At 70.0% G+C, this 14,810-nt stretch carries 12 protein-coding genes; 3 read left to right on the top strand and 9 right to left on the bottom strand.

The window, feature by feature from the left end; genetic code table 11:
* Window positions 1-81 precede the first annotated feature (81 nt).
* Window positions 82-972, top strand: a complete 891-nt coding sequence (locus COGEMETH_RS17715; protein ID WP_238183924.1) for a hypothetical protein — start codon at window positions 82-84, stop codon at window positions 970-972.
* A gap of 84 nt (window positions 973-1,056) precedes the next feature.
* Here the strand turns inward: COGEMETH_RS17715 and COGEMETH_RS17710 are convergent, their stop codons facing one another.
* The 5 genes from COGEMETH_RS17710 to COGEMETH_RS17690 form a co-directional block, all read right to left on the bottom strand.
* On the bottom strand, window positions 1,057-2,001 hold the full coding sequence (locus COGEMETH_RS17710; protein WP_238183923.1) for a ribose-phosphate pyrophosphokinase: 945 nt from the start codon (window positions 1,999-2,001) through the stop codon (window positions 1,057-1,059).
* A 185-nt stretch (window positions 2,002-2,186) separates the two neighbouring features.
* Complete coding sequence (locus COGEMETH_RS17705; RefSeq protein WP_238183922.1) at window positions 2,187-2,423, bottom strand: DUF4170 domain-containing protein; 237 nt, start codon at window positions 2,421-2,423, stop codon at window positions 2,187-2,189.
* Window positions 2,424-2,552: 129 nt separating this feature from the next.
* The gene (locus COGEMETH_RS17700; protein WP_238183921.1) at window positions 2,553-4,430 is read right to left on the bottom strand and encodes a TRAP transporter large permease; all 1,878 of its coding nucleotides are present in this window, start codon (window positions 4,428-4,430) and stop codon (window positions 2,553-2,555) included.
* Between the two features lie 10 nt (window positions 4,431-4,440).
* A complete protein-coding gene (locus COGEMETH_RS17695) occupies window positions 4,441-5,460 on the bottom strand; it encodes a TRAP transporter substrate-binding protein (protein ID WP_238183920.1) in 1,020 nt (339 codons plus the stop codon).
* A 113-nt stretch (window positions 5,461-5,573) separates the two neighbouring features.
* Window positions 5,574-6,944, bottom strand: a complete 1,371-nt coding sequence (locus COGEMETH_RS17690) for an NAD(P)H-dependent oxidoreductase (protein WP_238183919.1) — start codon at window positions 6,942-6,944, stop codon at window positions 5,574-5,576.
* 266 nt (window positions 6,945-7,210) lie between these two features.
* On the opposite strand from COGEMETH_RS17690, the gene COGEMETH_RS17685 reads away from it, so the two are divergent.
* Both COGEMETH_RS17685 and cobF read left to right on the top strand, forming a co-directional pair.
* Window positions 7,211-8,134 (top strand): LysR family transcriptional regulator, encoded by a 924-nt coding sequence (locus COGEMETH_RS17685; protein ID WP_238183918.1) that lies wholly within the window; start codon window positions 7,211-7,213, stop codon window positions 8,132-8,134.
* A gap of 188 nt (window positions 8,135-8,322) precedes the next feature.
* A complete protein-coding gene (gene cobF / locus COGEMETH_RS17680) occupies window positions 8,323-9,081 on the top strand; it encodes a precorrin-6A synthase (deacetylating) (RefSeq protein WP_238183917.1) in 759 nt (252 codons plus the stop codon).
* Between the two features lie 33 nt (window positions 9,082-9,114).
* Here cobF and COGEMETH_RS17675 read toward each other — a convergent pair whose 3' ends face one another.
* The 4 genes from COGEMETH_RS17675 to COGEMETH_RS17660 form a co-directional block, all read right to left on the bottom strand.
* Entirely contained in the window at window positions 9,115-9,504 is a 390-nt protein-coding gene (locus COGEMETH_RS17675; protein ID WP_238183916.1) for a group III truncated hemoglobin, read from the bottom strand.
* A 158-nt stretch (window positions 9,505-9,662) separates the two neighbouring features.
* Window positions 9,663-10,115, bottom strand: a complete 453-nt coding sequence (locus COGEMETH_RS17670) for a hypothetical protein (protein ID WP_238183915.1) — start codon at window positions 10,113-10,115, stop codon at window positions 9,663-9,665.
* A 93-nt stretch (window positions 10,116-10,208) separates the two neighbouring features.
* Window positions 10,209-13,490 carry an efflux RND transporter permease subunit gene (locus COGEMETH_RS17665; protein WP_238183914.1) on the bottom strand — a complete coding sequence of 1,094 codons (3,282 nt, stop codon included), beginning with the start codon at window positions 13,488-13,490 and terminating at the stop codon, window positions 10,209-10,211.
* Between the two features lies 1 nt (window position 13,491).
* Complete coding sequence (locus tag COGEMETH_RS17660; protein WP_238183925.1) at window positions 13,492-14,490, bottom strand: efflux RND transporter periplasmic adaptor subunit; 999 nt, start codon at window positions 14,488-14,490, stop codon at window positions 13,492-13,494.
* Window positions 14,491-14,810: the final 320 nt, after the last annotated feature.

The raw sequence follows: 14,810 nt of genomic DNA, 5'->3' as shown, positions 1-14,810 counted from the left end.
CACAGGCCTGGGTAATTACGTTATCGCCTTAGCATTCATGGCAGCATTCAACTTGAGCATTTAGTAGATGCCCATCTGGGCTTGCGCGATATCGAAATTTCAGGAGCGACTATTTCATCGACTCGCTTTGGTATCGATATTGAGAAAGAGCGCCTATCTTCAGGAACTATCTCTATGCAATCGGCACCTAGTGGCGAATGTCGAGTGATCGTTTCTTCGCAAAAGGCAAAATCCAGCGCGGAAATTGAAGGCTTAGTTTATTTCCCTAACATACCAGATTTGCCGCGAGAATATCAGAAATTCAGAATCAAATGGCTTTTCACGGACCTAATTATAAATAATACAGCAGGAGATATCAGTTTTAAAATAGAATCCAGATCTTCTTATGACCTTGACCAGATGATTGGGAGTTTAGAATTTATTATTCTATGCGCGAAAGAAGACGCAAAGATCGAAATATTTAAGGAAAATTCTCAAATCGCAGAAATGTATCTCAATACTCCACCCAAGATTGATCAATTTTATGAATTTTTACTACACAGATTGATAATATTGCGCAAATTTCTTGATATTGGAAAATACAGGAAAAACGTATCAACATCTGTGCAGGGCATTTTAGATCAAGAAGAAGTCTTTCGGTGGATAAATTTGACTTTAGCCAAAACCTCCCAGGAAATTACCGCTCAGATCGATACCGAAGGCCATCAGATTTTAAAGCGCCGCAACGGAACCGTCGCAAGCACAATCATTATACAATTAAGCAATCAAGTCTTCATTGCTTTTTGCATATGGAAGGCCGTCTTCCAGATCGGGTCTACATTCAAAGCATCTGTAAAAAACGGAAACATTTCTAAATTAACAACGCTTAAAGACTATGACTCAGTCAAAATTCGCTCAATAATCGACGATTTTCGCCTATCACATAGTTTAAAAATGAAAGGTGCCATGATGTACTGGGAGCCAGATGTGTAAAGATACAAACGCCAGTAAATAAATTTACATCTGATTTGAGCGAGCCAAATTTACACTTTTACTTGCGACCGTTCGCAGGAGCCGTCAATCGAACAAACTCGAAACGCTCGCTTCCGTCGCCGTCCGCCCAATGGCCTCGCCCAGCAGCGGCGCAATAGTCGCCACCCGGATGTTCCGGGCGAGCTTCACCGCCTGGGTCGGCTGGATCGAGTCGGTGATCACCAGTTCCTTCATCCGGGAGGCGGCGATGCGGGAGACCGCGCCGCCCGAGAGCACCCCGTGGGTGATGTAGGCCGAGACCTCCTTGGCGCCGGCGTTGAGCAGGGCCTCGGCCGCGTTCACCAGCGTTCCGCCGGAATCGACGATGTCGTCCACGAGGATGCAGGAGCGGCCTTCCACCTCGCCGATGATGTTCATCACCTCGGATTCGCCGGGGCGCTCGCGGCGCTTGTCGACGATGGCCAGCGACGCGTCGATGCGCTTGGCGATGGCGCGTGCGCGAACCACGCCGCCCACGTCGGGGGAGACCACCATGCGGTCGGCGGTGGTCAGGCGCTCCTTGATGTCGCGCACCATCACGGGGGCGGCGAACAGGTTGTCGGTGGGGATGTCGAAGAAGCCCTGGATCTGGCCGGCGTGGAGGTCGAGCGTCAGCACCCGGTCGGCGCCGGCCTCAGTGATGAGGTTGCAGACGAGCTTGGCCGAGATCGGGGTGCGGCCGGAGGTGCGCCGGTCCTGCCGGGCGTAGCCGAAATAGGGGATCACCGCCGTGATGCGCCGCGCCGAGGAGCGCCGGGCGGCGTCGATCATGATCAGCAGTTCCATCAGGTGGTCGTTGGCGGGATACGAGGTCGACTGGACGATGAACACGTCCTCGCCGCGCACGTTCTCCTGAAGCTCGACGAAGATCTCCATGTCGGCGAAGCGCCGGACCATGCACTTGGCGAGCGGCAGTTCGAGGTAGGCGGCGATGGCCTCGGCCAAGGGCCGGCTCGCATTGCCGGCGATGATCTTGATCGAGGACTTCATGCCTGGCGACTCACATCGCGGGCCCCCGACCGGGACGCGCTCCGAATACCTGAGACGAACCGCCGAACCGGAGACGCGAGCCAGCGACGACCGGACCGGCTCTTACCAGCGGGCCGGGATCGTCACAATGCCTTCATGGGGCGGGCGGGCGGCGCTGCACAGGTTGCGCCGCAAAAAGGGCGGCCTCACGGGGCCGGCGGCTCCAGCAGCCGGTGCAGGTGGACGATGAAGTAGCGGGTCTGGGCGCTGTCCACCGTGGCCTGGGCCTTGGCCCGCCAGGCCTTCTGGGCCGAGGCGTAGTCGGGGAAGATGCCGACGATGTCGAGGCCCGGCACGTCGCGGAAGCGGACGCCTTCGAGGTCCTGCAGCTCGCCGCCGAAGACGAGGTGGAGCCTCTGGTCGCTGTCGATCGTGGTTGCCATGGGTCCTGCTCCCGCGTGCGCCCGCATCCCGATGGGCAGGCGGCGTGCCGCCGTCCCCGGGTCGCAAACCGGGCCGCGCGCGTCAAGCCTCGGGAGCGGACGGAGCGGGGCGATCGTGCGCGGCCGCCGTCACAGGAAGCCGATCGAGATCCAGGGCACGAAGATCACGACCAGCAGGCCCAGCAGCAGGGCGAGCATGTAGCCGATCAGCGGCCGGATGCCGGCGTCGGGATGGATGCGGCTGATGGCGCAGGCCGAGTAGTAGCCGACGCCGAAGGGCGGGGCGAACAGGCCGAGCCCCATGGCGAGCACCACCACCATGGCGTAGTGCACCTCGTGCACGCCGACCTGGCGGGCGATGGGGAACAGCAGCGGCCCGAACAGCACGATGGCGGGGATGCCCTCCAGCACCGAGCCGAGCACGATGAAGGCGGCGGCCGAGACCAGCAGGAAGCTGAGGGCGCCGCCGGGCAGGCCCCGCATCTGCTCGGCCAGCGACAGGGAGAAGCCGGACTGGGTCAGCGCCCAGGCCATGCCGGTGGCCGCCCCGATGATCATCAGGATCGCGCCGGAGAGGGAGGCGGTCGCCACCAGCATCGGGTAGACCCGGCGCCAGGCGAACTGGCGGTAGACGGCGAGCCCCGCGACGACCGCGTAGACGATGCCGATGGTCGAGACCTCGGTGGCGGTGGCCACGCCCTCCACCACCGCGGCCCGGATCACGAAGGGGAGCGCCAGGGCCGGCAGGGCGACGACGAAGGCCCGGCCGATCTCGCGCCGGTTGGCCCGGCGGACGTGGCTCAGGTCCTCGGAGCGGTAGCGCCACCAGACCAGCCCGCACAGCATCGCCCCGAGCACCACCGCCGGCAGCAGGCCGCCGGTGAACAGCGCCGTGATCGACACGCCCGTGGCCGAGCCGATGGTGATGAGCACGAGGCTCGGGGGCACCGTCTCGGTCTGCGCGCCGGTGGCGGCGAGCAGCGCCACGAGGTCGCCCTCCTTGGCGCCGCGCGCCTTCATCTCGGGAAACAGCACGGGGGCGACGGCGGCCATGTCGGCGGCCTTCGAGCCGGAGATGCCGGAGACGAGGTACATCGCCCCGATCAACACGTAGTGCAGGCCGCCGCGCACATGGCCCAGCAGGCTCGCGAGGAAGCCGACCATGGCCTTGGCCATGCCCGTCATCTCGATCAGGAGGCCGAGGAAGACGAAGAGCGGGATGGCCAGCAGGATCAGGTGGCTCATGCCCTCGTCCAGGCGCCCGACCACCACCGAGACCGGCGCGCCGGTGGTCAGCCCGACGTAACCGAAGGTGGCGAGCCCGAAGGCGAAGGCGATCGGCACGCCGCAGAAGACGAAGGCGCCGACGCCGAGGACGAAGAACAGGATCAGGTTGAGGTTGCCCAGCGTGCGCAGCACCGGCTCCAGGGCGACGAGGCCCAGCGCGATCGCCCCGCCCAGCAGCAGGGCTGCGAGGATCGGGCGCCAGCGCGCCAGTTCGAAGAGCTGGAGCAGGGCGGTCGCCAGCATCAGGGAGAAGCCGACGGGCAGGGCCGCGGCCCGCCAGGCGTTGGTGATGCCCAGCGCCGGCGTCTCGACGAACATCTCCTCGCTGGCGAACTCGTAGGCCGGGTGCAGCATCAGCACCACGAAGACGATGCCGGCGGCCAGCGCCACGGCGTTGAGGAAGGCGCGGGCGGCCGGGCCGCACATGCCGACCACCGCCGTCATCCGCATGTGCTCGGCCCGGCGCAGGGCGGCCGCCGAGCCCAGCATGGCGAGCCAGATGAACAGGATCGAGGCCAGTTCGTCCGACCAGACCAGGGGACGGTGGAAGACGTAGCGGCTGACCACGCCGCCGAGGAGGACCACGACCTCCGCGACCACCAGGGACGCGGCGGTGGCCTCGACCGCGACGCCGAGGGTGCGGTCGGCGGCCCGGACCCAGCCGCGGGTGGAGACCGGCGGCTGGAGCGGGACGGCGTCGGAGGCGAGGTCGAGCTGCATCGTCCGGGCCTCAGGCCAGGGTGCCGGCGACGGCTTCGAGGCGGCCCCAGGCCTCCTCGCCGAACTGCTTGCGCCACTGCTGGTAGAAGCCCGACTTGGACAGGATCTCGCGGAAGGGCGCCCGGTCCGGGGTGGTGAAGGTGATGCCCTCGGACTTGAGCTGGCCCTCCAGGGAGCCGAGGAACGAGGCCAGGATGGCGCGCTGCTTCACGGCGCCCTCGTCGAAGGCCTTGGCGACCAGTTCCTGGAGATCGGCCGGCAGGCGGCCCCAGGCCTTGCGGTTGCCGATGAGCCAGAAGCCCTCCCACATGTGGCTCGTCATGGCGCAGTACTTCTGCACCTCGAACAGCTTGTAGAACTGCAGGTGGGGCAGGGCGTTCTCCTGCCCGTCGAAGACCTTGGTCTGCAGGGCGGAGTAGAGTTCGCTGACGTTGGCGCTGACGGGGGAGGCGCCCAGCGCCGACCACATCGAGGTGAAGATCGGCGAGACCGGCACCCGGACCTTGAGGCCCTTGACGTCGGAGAGCGCGTTGACCGGCCGGTTGCTGGTGGTGAGGTTGCGGAAGCCGTTGTCCCAGATCCTGTCCATCACCACGAGGCCGGCCTTGGTGACCTGGGCGCGGACGTGGGCGCCGAGGTCCCCGTCCATGGCCTTCCAGACCTGGTCGTAGCCGTTGAAGGCGAAGCCCACGTTGTTGATCGCGGCCACGGGCAGGAAGGTCGAGAACACGCCGGTGGGGATCAGCATCAGTTCGAGCGCGCCGGAGCGGACCTGGGACAGCATGTCGGTGTCCCCGCCGAGCATGTTGTTGGGGAAGAACTGGATGTCGACGCGCCCGTTCGTCAGTTCGCGGATGCGGTCGCAGGTCGCCTTGGCCTGGAGGGAGGAGGGGTGCTCGGTCGGCCAGTCGACGCCCAGCTTGTAGCTGAACTCGGCGGCGCGGGCAGAGGTGGTCCGCAGGCCGGAAAGGCCGGCGGCCCCGGCTCCGAGGCCCGCCATGAGCACGGAACGGCGATGGATGCCCGACATGAACGTTCTCCCGGATGGTTGGTCGAGGGTCGGCCGTCCGCCCGGCGTTTCCTGCCGGGCGGTTGGGCCGGGAGGACGCCGCGCGGCGTCCTCGAGGGTCGTAGGGTAGGGGGTCAGGACGCGCGGCGGATCCCGTCGCCGGTCTCGGTGCGGAACGTCGCCTCCATCTCCCGGCGGAAGCGGATGGCCTCGTTGGCCTCGTCGAAGCGCACGTCCGCCCAGGTCACGGGCCGGCCGGCGGCGACGGGGCGCTGGAGCACGAGGTTGTGGGCGAGCCCGATCGGCAGGCCGCCGGCGGCCAGCGACGCGCGGGCGGGCATCAGCTTGCCGTAGACCATGTAGCCGCCCTCGCCGTCGAGGCGCTCGCCCGGCTGGAGGTCGCGCTTGGCGGTGGCCACCACGTCCCCTCGGAAACCCCGCGTCGTGCCCGTGGCCTCGCCGCGCAGCATGATGCTCGCCACCGAGATCCCGAGTTCGAGCCCGATCAGGTGGTAGGGCTTGTACATCGCGGTGTAGCGGCCGCTGGCGTCGGTCTTGAGGCCGTATTGCTGGAAGCACTGGCGCACGTAGTCGGAGGGCGCCTCGAAGGTGGCGTAGACGCCCCAGCGCAGGTCCCGGAACACCGGGCGCCCGTCGCGCTCGATCGAGGACACCACCTCGACGGTGCCCTTGTGGGGCAGGATGCCGCCGTCGGCCCGCGGCCGCAGGACGTCGGGCAGGTCGTCGACGCCGCAGGGCGGGAAGGCGAGGCCGTCGGCGGCCGGCTCCAGGTCGGCGGCGTTGGCGACGGCGGCCATCTCCAGGGCGGACTTGGTGCCGTCGAGGAAGGAGTTGAACATCTGCGCGTTGAAGTCGCCGCCGGCGACCTGGGCCTCGCTGAAGCCGTAATGGCCCCAGACCGTCTCGGGCGTCGAGGCGTGGTAGATCGGCAGGTACTTGGTGCCCTTGCCGGCGCAGATCACCTCGAAGCCGGTGCTGCGGGCCCAGTCCACGATCTCGGCGATGAGCGCCGGCTGGTCGCCGTAGGCGAAGGAATAGAGGATGCCGGCCTCGGCCGCCCGCCGCGCCAGGAGCGGACCGGCGAGCGCGTCGGCCTCGACGTTGACCATGACGATGTGGCGCCTGTGCTTGCAGCAGAGCAGGGCGTGGCGGATGCCGGCCGCCGGGTTGCCGGTGGCCTCCACGATCACGTCGATGCCGTCGGCCGCGATCAGGGCCTCGGAATCCTCGGTCACGAAGGTGGTGCCGTCGCGCATCGCCTGAGCGAAGGAGGTCGCCGCCGCCCGCTCGGCCGGCCAGCCGACCCGCTCGCAGGAGCGGCGGGCGCGGGCCACGTCGAGGTCGGCGATGCCCAGGACGTGCAGGCCGGGGGTGCGGGGGGCCTGCGACAGGAACATCGAGCCGAACTTGCCCGCGCCGATGACGCCGACTCGGATGGGGGCTCCGGCCTCCGCGAGGGCTGCGAGCTTCAGGGACAGACTCATGGGGATCTCCCGAACATGGGTGGCCGGCCTCGGGGGTCGTGGCGACCCGCCGGACGAGGGCTCGGCTCTTCGACAGGGAAGGGGGGTGACGCGGCAGGCGTCGGTCGGCGGTCGCGCGGTGCTAGATGCGGCTCATCGCGAAAGAACCCTCGTTGCGTTTCCTCGAATCGCGGCCTGATCGACCGTCTGCAGGGGCAGTCTCGACGGTCCGGGGCGGCGCGTAAATTCTTGTCCCGGCAACTCGGCTGTGCAAGATTTCGCATACGATGTCCGACTTCGACTGGAACGACCTGCGCGCCTTCCTGGCCGTCGTCAGGACCGGGCGGCTGACGGCTGCGGCCCGCCAGATCGGGATCGACCACTCGACCCTGAGCCGCCGCATCATCGGCCTGGAGAAGGCCCTGCAGGCGCGCCTCTTCGACCGGCGCCCCACCGGCTACGTCCTGACCGGGGCCGGCGAGAACCTCGTGGTCGAGGCGGAGGCCGTGGAGAGCCTGGCGATCCGGATCGCCGCCCGGCTCGCGGACCCGGCCGCGGGCCTGACCGGCTCGGTGCGCATCGCCACGCCCGAGGGCTTCGGCACCTACTTCCTGGCCCGGCACATCGGCGGCCTCGCCCGGCGCTACCCGACCATGACGATCGAGCTGATCGCCAACCCCGGCGTGGTCAACCTGACCAAGCGCGAGGCCGACATCGCGGTGACGATGGCGCGGCCGGAGAAGGGGCGCCTGCGGGCGCGCAAGCTCCTCGACTACGAACTCGGCCTCTACGCCTCGCGGGCCTACCTCGACGGCCGTGGCGTCCCGGAGACCCTGGCCGACGTCGATCGCCACGTCCTGATCGGCTATATCGGCGACATCCTGCCGACGCCGCACCACGACTACCTCAAGGAGCTGTTCGGCCGGCGCCTGCCCGACATCGGCATGTCCAACGTGCTGACGCAGCTCCACGCCACCCGGCACGATGCGGGCCTGTGCGTGCTGCCCTGCTTCATGGCGGATGGGCACGACGACCTCGTGCGCGTCCTGGCAGCAGAGGTGCGCATCTCCCGCTCCTACTGGCTCGTGGTCCACGCCGAGACGCGGGCGCCCGCCCGCAGCCGCATCGTCGGCGACTTCCTCCACGCCGCGGCGCAGAAGCACCGGCGCACGTTCCTGCCCAGGGCCGTCGCCGAAGAGCGACGGCCCTGATTCCTCGCTCGGCCCCAGTCGCCGGCGCCCGCCTCCGCGGGCTCGGGCTCTCGCGCCGCCCTGTGTTTTTCGGAACGGTCGTCCCGAGAAACCCGCTCCGCGGGGCGCTCTTCGCGCCCTGCACGGGATGGATTGCAGGCGTTCCCGCCGATAGACCGGCGGCATTCCAGACCGGCGAGGATCACAGCGTGCGCACCATCCGCGTCATCGGCATCGGCACCGGCGACCCCGAGCAGCTCACGCTCCAGGCCGTGCGCGCCCTCTCGGAGGTCGACGCCGTGTTCGTCCTCGACAAGGGCAGCGAGAAGGCCGACCTCGTGGCCCTGCGCCGGGAGATCTGCGCCCGCCACGCCAAGGCCGGTCTCCGCTTCGTCGTGGCCGGGGACCCGGAGCGAGAGCGGCGGCCGGCCGACTATGCCGGCACGGTCGAGGCCTGGCACGCGGCCCGGGCAAGCCTGCTGGAGGCGCTGATCGCGGACGAACTGGGGGCAGGGGAGGTCGGCGCCTTCCTGGTCTGGGGGGACCCTGCCCTCTACGACAGCACCCTGCGCATCCTGGAGCGCATCACCGCCCGCGGGCGGCTCGCCTTCGCCTGCGAGGTCGTCCCCGGCATCTCGAGCGTCCAGGTCCTGGCCGCGCGCCACCGCATCCCCCTGAACCGCATCGGCGCGCCCGTCCACATCACCACCGGCCGGCGGCTGGCCGCCGGGCTGGACCCGGAGGCCGACAGCACCGTGGTGATGCTCGACGCCGACCCGCGCTTCGACCACCTCGACCCGGAGCTGACGATCTACTGGGGGGCCTATCTCGGCACCCGGGACGAGATCCTGCGCTCCGGACGCCTGGGCACGGTCGGCCCCGAGATCCGCCGGGTCCGGGCCGAGGCCCGCGCCCGCCACGGCTGGATCATGGACACCTACCTGCTGCGCAAGCCGGGCGCGGAGTGAGGCGCCAGGGCAGGGCGCCTTACGGGACCGCCCTCACCCGGCCGGGATGCCGGCCGGGCGGAAGAACAGGCCGGCCTTGAGGCTGTCGCCGATGCGGTGGGCCCGCTCGACCAGCATGTCCGCCACCTCCGGCGAGAAGGTCTCCCGCGCCGTCTCCTCGAACAGGCCGAGCCAGCGGGCGAAGTGGGCGGGGCTCAGGCGTCCCAGCGCCTGGTGGCGCCCGAACGGGTTGCCCTTGTAGCGGCCGCTCTTCAGCAGGACCGAGGACCAGAAGTCCTGGATCGTGGCGAGGTGACGGGGCCAGTCGGCGTCGGAAATCGCGCCGGCGAAGACCGGGCCGATCAGGCCGTCGCGCCGGACCTTCTCGTAGAAGGCCGCCAGGAACGTGCGCAGGGTCGCCTCGGTGAGGGCATCGAAGGGCATGGGGCCTGATGCCCGGCTTCCAGTGTGGTGAAAAGCCCCCTCGCCCGGTGGAATCCAAGGATCAGGTTCCATAATATATCTTATGCGAACTTCGGATGGGCGGGTCCGGGGGTGGTCCGGGGCCGGCCCCTCGGCCTGTGGGACCCCACTCGATGCCGTCAGCGCACCGACACCTTCACCGGGGATTCGTAGCCCGTGCCGTCGGCGTTGATGACGAAGATGCGGAAGCTGTCGAGGCCCTCGAACCCCTCCTCCGCCTCGTAGACCAGCTTGAGCCCCGCCACCTTGCGGCTGTTGCAGGCCGCGAGCGGCGAGGCGGGTGCGTAGCGGGTGAAGGAATCGCCCTCCGCGATCGTGACCTTGCCGTGCTGCGGCTTGTCCAGCACGCGGATCACCACCGGCCCTTGCGACGAGCAGTCCGGAAACAGCGAGGCGTAGAACGCGATCGTCCGGGCCTCGCCCTTGGGCACCACGCGCATCAGCGGGAAGGTGGGCGGCGCCTGCTGGGGCGGGGCGGCCTCCGCCGGCTCGGACCGGGCCGGGCTCCCGGCAAGGGCTGCCAGGACGGGGGTCGCGACGAGGAGGAGGGCGAGGGGCGTGGCACGCTGCATGGGTCTGCCGGGTCCTGTGGCCTCGGAGGGCGGCGTGGCCGGCCTCCCGCGCGAGACATGGGTCGGGCGTCCGGATCGGACAGGGCCGGGCGATCAGCCGGTGCGCGCCGGGAGGAGGCCGTCGCGTTCCTTGCCATGCCCTTTGCCATCCCCCTTGCCATCCCCCCTGCCCTGCGCCCGGAACCGGGCGAAGCGGAGCGCCAGGGTCGGCAGGATCAGGAGGTTCAGGACCGTCGAGGTGACGAGGCCGCCCAGGATGACGATGGCCATCGGGCCCTCGATCTCGCGCCCCGGCTCGCCCGCCCCCAGCGCCAGGGGCAGCAGCCCGAGGCCGGTGACGAGCGAGGTCATCAGGATCGGCACCAGACGGTCGGCGGCGCCCTCGATCGCGGTGGCCGCGTCCCAGGCCCGGCCCTCGACCCCGACGAGGTGCTCGTAATGGGCGATCATCATCACGGTGTTGCGCAGCGAGATGCCGAACAGGGTGACGAAGCCGACGATCGAGCCGAGCGACAGCACCCCGCCGGTGGCGGCCACCGACACCACCCCGCCGACGAAGGCGAAGGGCAGGTTGACCAGGACGAGCATCAGGTTGGCGGCCGAGCCCGTCACCAGGGCGAGCAGGATCAGGATGCCGAAGCCGGCCAGCGCCGCGTGGACCGCGAGGTCGCGCCGCGCCCGTTCCTGCGCCTCGGCCGCGCCTGCGAACGAGACGTAGACGCCCTCGGGCAGGCGGACCTCGCGGGCGACCTTGCGCTTGGCGGCCTCCACGAAGCCGGCCACGTCCCGGCCCACGACGTTGGCGGTCACCGCCATCACCCGCTGCGCCCCCTGGTGCTGCACCTGGTAGCGGCCGGCCGTCTCGTAGATGTCGGCGACCTGGGAGAGGCGGATGCTGCGCCCGCCCGGCGTGCGCAGGGGCAGGTCGCCGACGCCGGCGAGCCGCCCGCGCACGCGCTCCTCCAGGATCACCAGCACGTTGAACACGGCGTTGCCGACATAGGTCTGCCCGACCACGTCGCCCTGGTAGGCGGTGCGGACCGCCTCCAGCACCTCGATGGCCGAGAGCCCCCAGTGGCGCAGGTCCGCCGGGCGCAGCGCCGCGGTGATCTGCGGCAGGCCGGCGGGCGAGACCTGCTGCACGTCGCGGGCGCCCTTCACCTCGGCGAGTTCCTGCGCGACGGAGCGGGCGGCGGCCTCGATCCGGTCGAGGTCGCGCCCGATCAGGTTGACCACCACCGGCGCGGTATGGCCCGAGACGGTCTCCTCGATCCGCTCGGTCAGGAAGGTCTTGAGGGAGAAGGCGGCCCCGGGAAATCCCAGGGTGAGGTCGCGGATGCGGGCCTCGACCCTCTTCTGGGCCGCCCCGTCGAGCCCCCGGTCGAGGTCCACGTGGATCTCGCTGTAATGGGTGCCCGCCGTGTCCTGCCCGGCCTCCGCCCGGCCGATCTGCGAGGCCACGGCGCGGATGCCTGGAATCGCCTGGAGTCCTTCCGTGATCCGCACGCCGAGGCGCTCCGATTCGCGCAGGGACGTGCCGGGGGCGGCCGCCATGTGCAGGATCAGGTGGCCCTCCTTCAGGTCCGGCAGGAAGGCGCCGCCGAGGAGCGGGAGGAGGGCGGCCCCGGAGAGCGTCGCCAGGGCGCCGGCCGCGACCACGAGGCGCGGGCGGCGGCCGATCCGGGCGAGCAGCCGGACGTAGGCGCCCCGGCTCCAGCGCACCACGGGGGGCTCGCGCGCCCCCTGCCCCGAGGGCAATCGCCCGGGAGCGCTCGCCCTCGCTTCGTGTTCGGCCTCAATCGCCGGCGCCCGCATCCGCGGGCTCAGGCTGTCGCCCCGCTCCCGCGGACGGTCGCCGAGCAGCAGCAGGGAGAGGGCCGGCGTCACGGTCAGCGCCACGGCGAGGGAGGCCACCACCGCGAAGACGTAGGCCAGCGCCAGGGGCCCGAACAGCCGGCCGGCGACCCCCGTCAGCGCCAGCACCGGCAGGAACATCAGCAGCACCGCGAAGGTGGCGTAGGCCACCGCCGTGCGCACCTCCAGGATGGCGTCGCGCACCACCCGCCACGCCTGGACCTCCCCCCCGCGGGCGCGGGCCTCGCGCAGGCGGCGCACCACGTTCTCCACCCCGATCACCGCGTCGTCCACCACCTCGCCGATGGCCAGCGCCAGCCCGCCCAGCGTCATGGTGTTGAGGCTCTCGCCGCAGGCCTGCAGCGCCAGGGCGGCGGCGATGAGGGAGAGGGGGATGGCGGCGGCGCTGATCAGGCTCGTGCGCCAGTCGGCCAGGAACACGAACAACACGATGACCACGAGACCGCCGCCGAGCGCCAGGGCCTGCAGCACGTACCCGTTGGCGACGTCGATGAAGTCGGCCGGGCGGAACAGGTCGGGGCGCAGGGCCACGCCCTCGCGCGCGAGGCCGGGGCGCAGCTCGTCCAGCGCCGCCTCCAGGCGGGCCGTGACCGCGCGGGTGTCGGCGCCGAGCTGGGCGCCGACCATCAGCAGCACGCCGGGCCGGCCGTCGACCAGCGCCGCGCCGATCGGCGGCTCGGGGGCGGAGACGACGCTGGCGACGTCCGAGAGCACGACGCTCGCCCCGCCCTCGTTGATCAGCACGGTTCTCCCGAGTTCCTCCGGGCTGAGCGCCTGCCCGTCCGTGCGCAGCACCACCCGCTGGTTGGCGGTGTCCACGAAGCCCGCCCCGCGCACGCCGGTGCCTTTCCGGGCGGCGGCGAGCACGTCGTTGAGGCCGACGCGGAAGCGGATCAGGTCGCTCGGGCGCACCTGGACCTGCAGCGAGCGCACCGCCCCGCCATAGACCGAGACCTGACTGACGCCGGGCACGGCGAGCAGCCGCAGGCGCACGGTCCAGTCGGCGATGGTGCGCAGGTCGAGGGCGTCGCGGTTCTGCGCGGTCAGGCCGACGAGCAGCACCGTGCTGGTGGAGGAGGTCAGCGCGGTCATGGCCGGCGGCATCACCCCCTGGGGCAGGCGGCCGGCAAGCGCGGCCAGCCGCTCGCCGACGCGCTGGCGCACCCGGTCCACGTCGCTGCCGGCCCGGAACAGGGCCGTGATGACGGAGAGCCCCTGGATCGAGGAGGAGCGCAGGCTCTCCAGGCCCGGCAGCCCGTTGACCGAGACCTCGATGGCCTGGGTCACCAGCACCTCGACCTGCTCCGGGTCGAGGCCGGGCGCCTCGGTCTGGATCACGACGGTGGGGGGCGCGAATTCCGGGAACACGTCGTAGCGCGCGCCGGCCAGCGCGTAGAGGCCGTAGGCGAGGAGGGCGCAGGCCAGGGCCAGCACCACCCGCGGCGCGCGCACCGAGAGGGCGACCAGGGCGGCTTGCGGACCCGAGGGAGCTTGTTCCATCTCAGTCGTCGTCGTCGCCGGAGACGCGGATCTGGCTCTTCATCTCCTCCGAGAGCAGGGCCTGCCCGCCCCGGAGCACGATCTCGGTGGCGTCGGGCAGGTCCTCGACCACGAAGGCGTCCTCCGACATCGGCGCGTCGGGGCGGACCTTGTGGCGCACGAACGCCCCCTCCCCCACGGCCCGGTAGACCCAGGTGCCCCCCTGCCCGTGCACCACCGCGTCCTCCGGCACCAGGATGCCGGTGGCCGCCCGCTCCGAGGGCAGGAAGGCCAGCGTGCTCATGCCCGGCAGCAGGCCCGAATCCCCCGCCACCAGGTAGAAGAAGCTCTGGCCCTGGATGCGCGGATCGGTGCGGGTGGCGGGCGAGACGAAGCGCAGGGCCACCCGCGCGCTCTGCGGCGGCACCTCGGCGAAGGCGGCGGCAGGCGCTGCCGCCACGCTCTCGCCCGGCGCCAGGGTCACCTGCATCAGGAAGTCGGCGCGCTCGATCAGGCGGGTGATCATGGGGGAGCGCTCGACGATGGCCTTGCCGACCACCGGCCCCCATTCCTGCTGGGCGGTGGCGGCGAGCGTCCGCAATTGCGATTCCGCGGCCATCAGGGCGGCCTGGTCGGTGAGGAAGGTGCCCTCGGCGGTCTCGACCTGCACGGTGGTGGCGTAGGGCCCGAGGGTCCTGGCGCGGCGCGCGGCGCTGGCCGAGACCTCGGCCCGGGCCTTGGCGGTCTGGAGGGCCGCCCGCGCCCCGGCATAGGCGTTGGTGAGTTCGGTCACGCGGGCGAGGTCGATGACCGTGCCGTAGGCCTGGAACTCCCGCCGGTGGGGCCGCAGGGGGCGGGTCTCCGTCTCCAGGCCGATGCGGGCGCGCTCCTGCGGCGTCAGCCGCACCACGGTGCGCCCGTCCTCCACGGCCGTGCGCGCCGCCGGCAGGTGCGGCGCCTCCGCGGGCTTGGCCGCGACGCGCGCGCGCAGGTCCGTCAGCAGGGGGGCCACCCGCACCATCAGGGCCGCGCCCGTCCCGGTCCACGTCAGGGCCAGGACCGAGAGGACCAGAGCGGCGACGATCCCCGCGAGCAGGACAGGCTGGCGCCGCCGCTGGAACACACCCGCCTCCCCTCACCCGCCGCCCCGTCGCGGATTGCCGCTTTTGCCCGGTTTATCTTTCCAGATCTACCCGTTTCGCGCAGGCGGCGGGTTTTGTCCGGGGGACCGCCCGGCCGTGGGCTTATACCCCGCCGTGCGGCGACGGCCGACACAGGTTTCGATCGATCGCGATCCGGAGGGAATCCTGGCTCGCGCGTTGCCCTCCCCCCTTTGCGGGG

Origin of the sequence: Methylobacterium trifolii, from assembly GCF_022179685.1 — a bacterium.
In the GTDB taxonomy this organism is placed as follows: domain Bacteria; phylum Pseudomonadota; class Alphaproteobacteria; order Rhizobiales; family Beijerinckiaceae; genus Methylobacterium; species Methylobacterium trifolii.
The sequence above is the reverse complement of the archived record's forward strand: the minus strand, read 5'-3'. Positions and strand labels throughout refer to the sequence as shown.

Coding starts and splice junctions, on each gene's coding strand:
- COGEMETH_RS17665 (WP_238183914.1), bottom strand. CDS start 13,490: ATGGAACAAGCTCCCTCGGGTCCGCAAGCCGCCCTGGTCGCCCTCTCG.
- COGEMETH_RS17670 (WP_238183915.1), bottom strand. CDS start 10,115: ATGCAGCGTGCCACGCCCCTCGCCCTCCTCCTCGTCGCGACCCCCGTC.
- COGEMETH_RS17660 (WP_238183925.1), bottom strand. CDS start 14,490: ATGGTGCGGGTGGCCCCCCTGCTGACGGACCTGCGCGCGCGCGTCGCG.
- COGEMETH_RS17700 (WP_238183921.1), bottom strand. CDS start 4,430: ATGCAGCTCGACCTCGCCTCCGACGCCGTCCCGCTCCAGCCGCCGGTC.
- COGEMETH_RS17705 (WP_238183922.1), bottom strand. CDS start 2,423: ATGGCAACCACGATCGACAGCGACCAGAGGCTCCACCTCGTCTTCGGC.
- COGEMETH_RS17710 (WP_238183923.1), bottom strand. CDS start 2,001: ATGAAGTCCTCGATCAAGATCATCGCCGGCAATGCGAGCCGGCCCTTG.
- COGEMETH_RS17685 (WP_238183918.1), top strand. CDS start 7,211: ATGTCCGACTTCGACTGGAACGACCTGCGCGCCTTCCTGGCCGTCGTC.
- COGEMETH_RS17695 (WP_238183920.1), bottom strand. CDS start 5,460: ATGTCGGGCATCCATCGCCGTTCCGTGCTCATGGCGGGCCTCGGAGCC.
- COGEMETH_RS17675 (WP_238183916.1), bottom strand. CDS start 9,504: ATGCCCTTCGATGCCCTCACCGAGGCGACCCTGCGCACGTTCCTGGCG.
- COGEMETH_RS17690 (WP_238183919.1), bottom strand. CDS start 6,944: ATGAGTCTGTCCCTGAAGCTCGCAGCCCTCGCGGAGGCCGGAGCCCCC.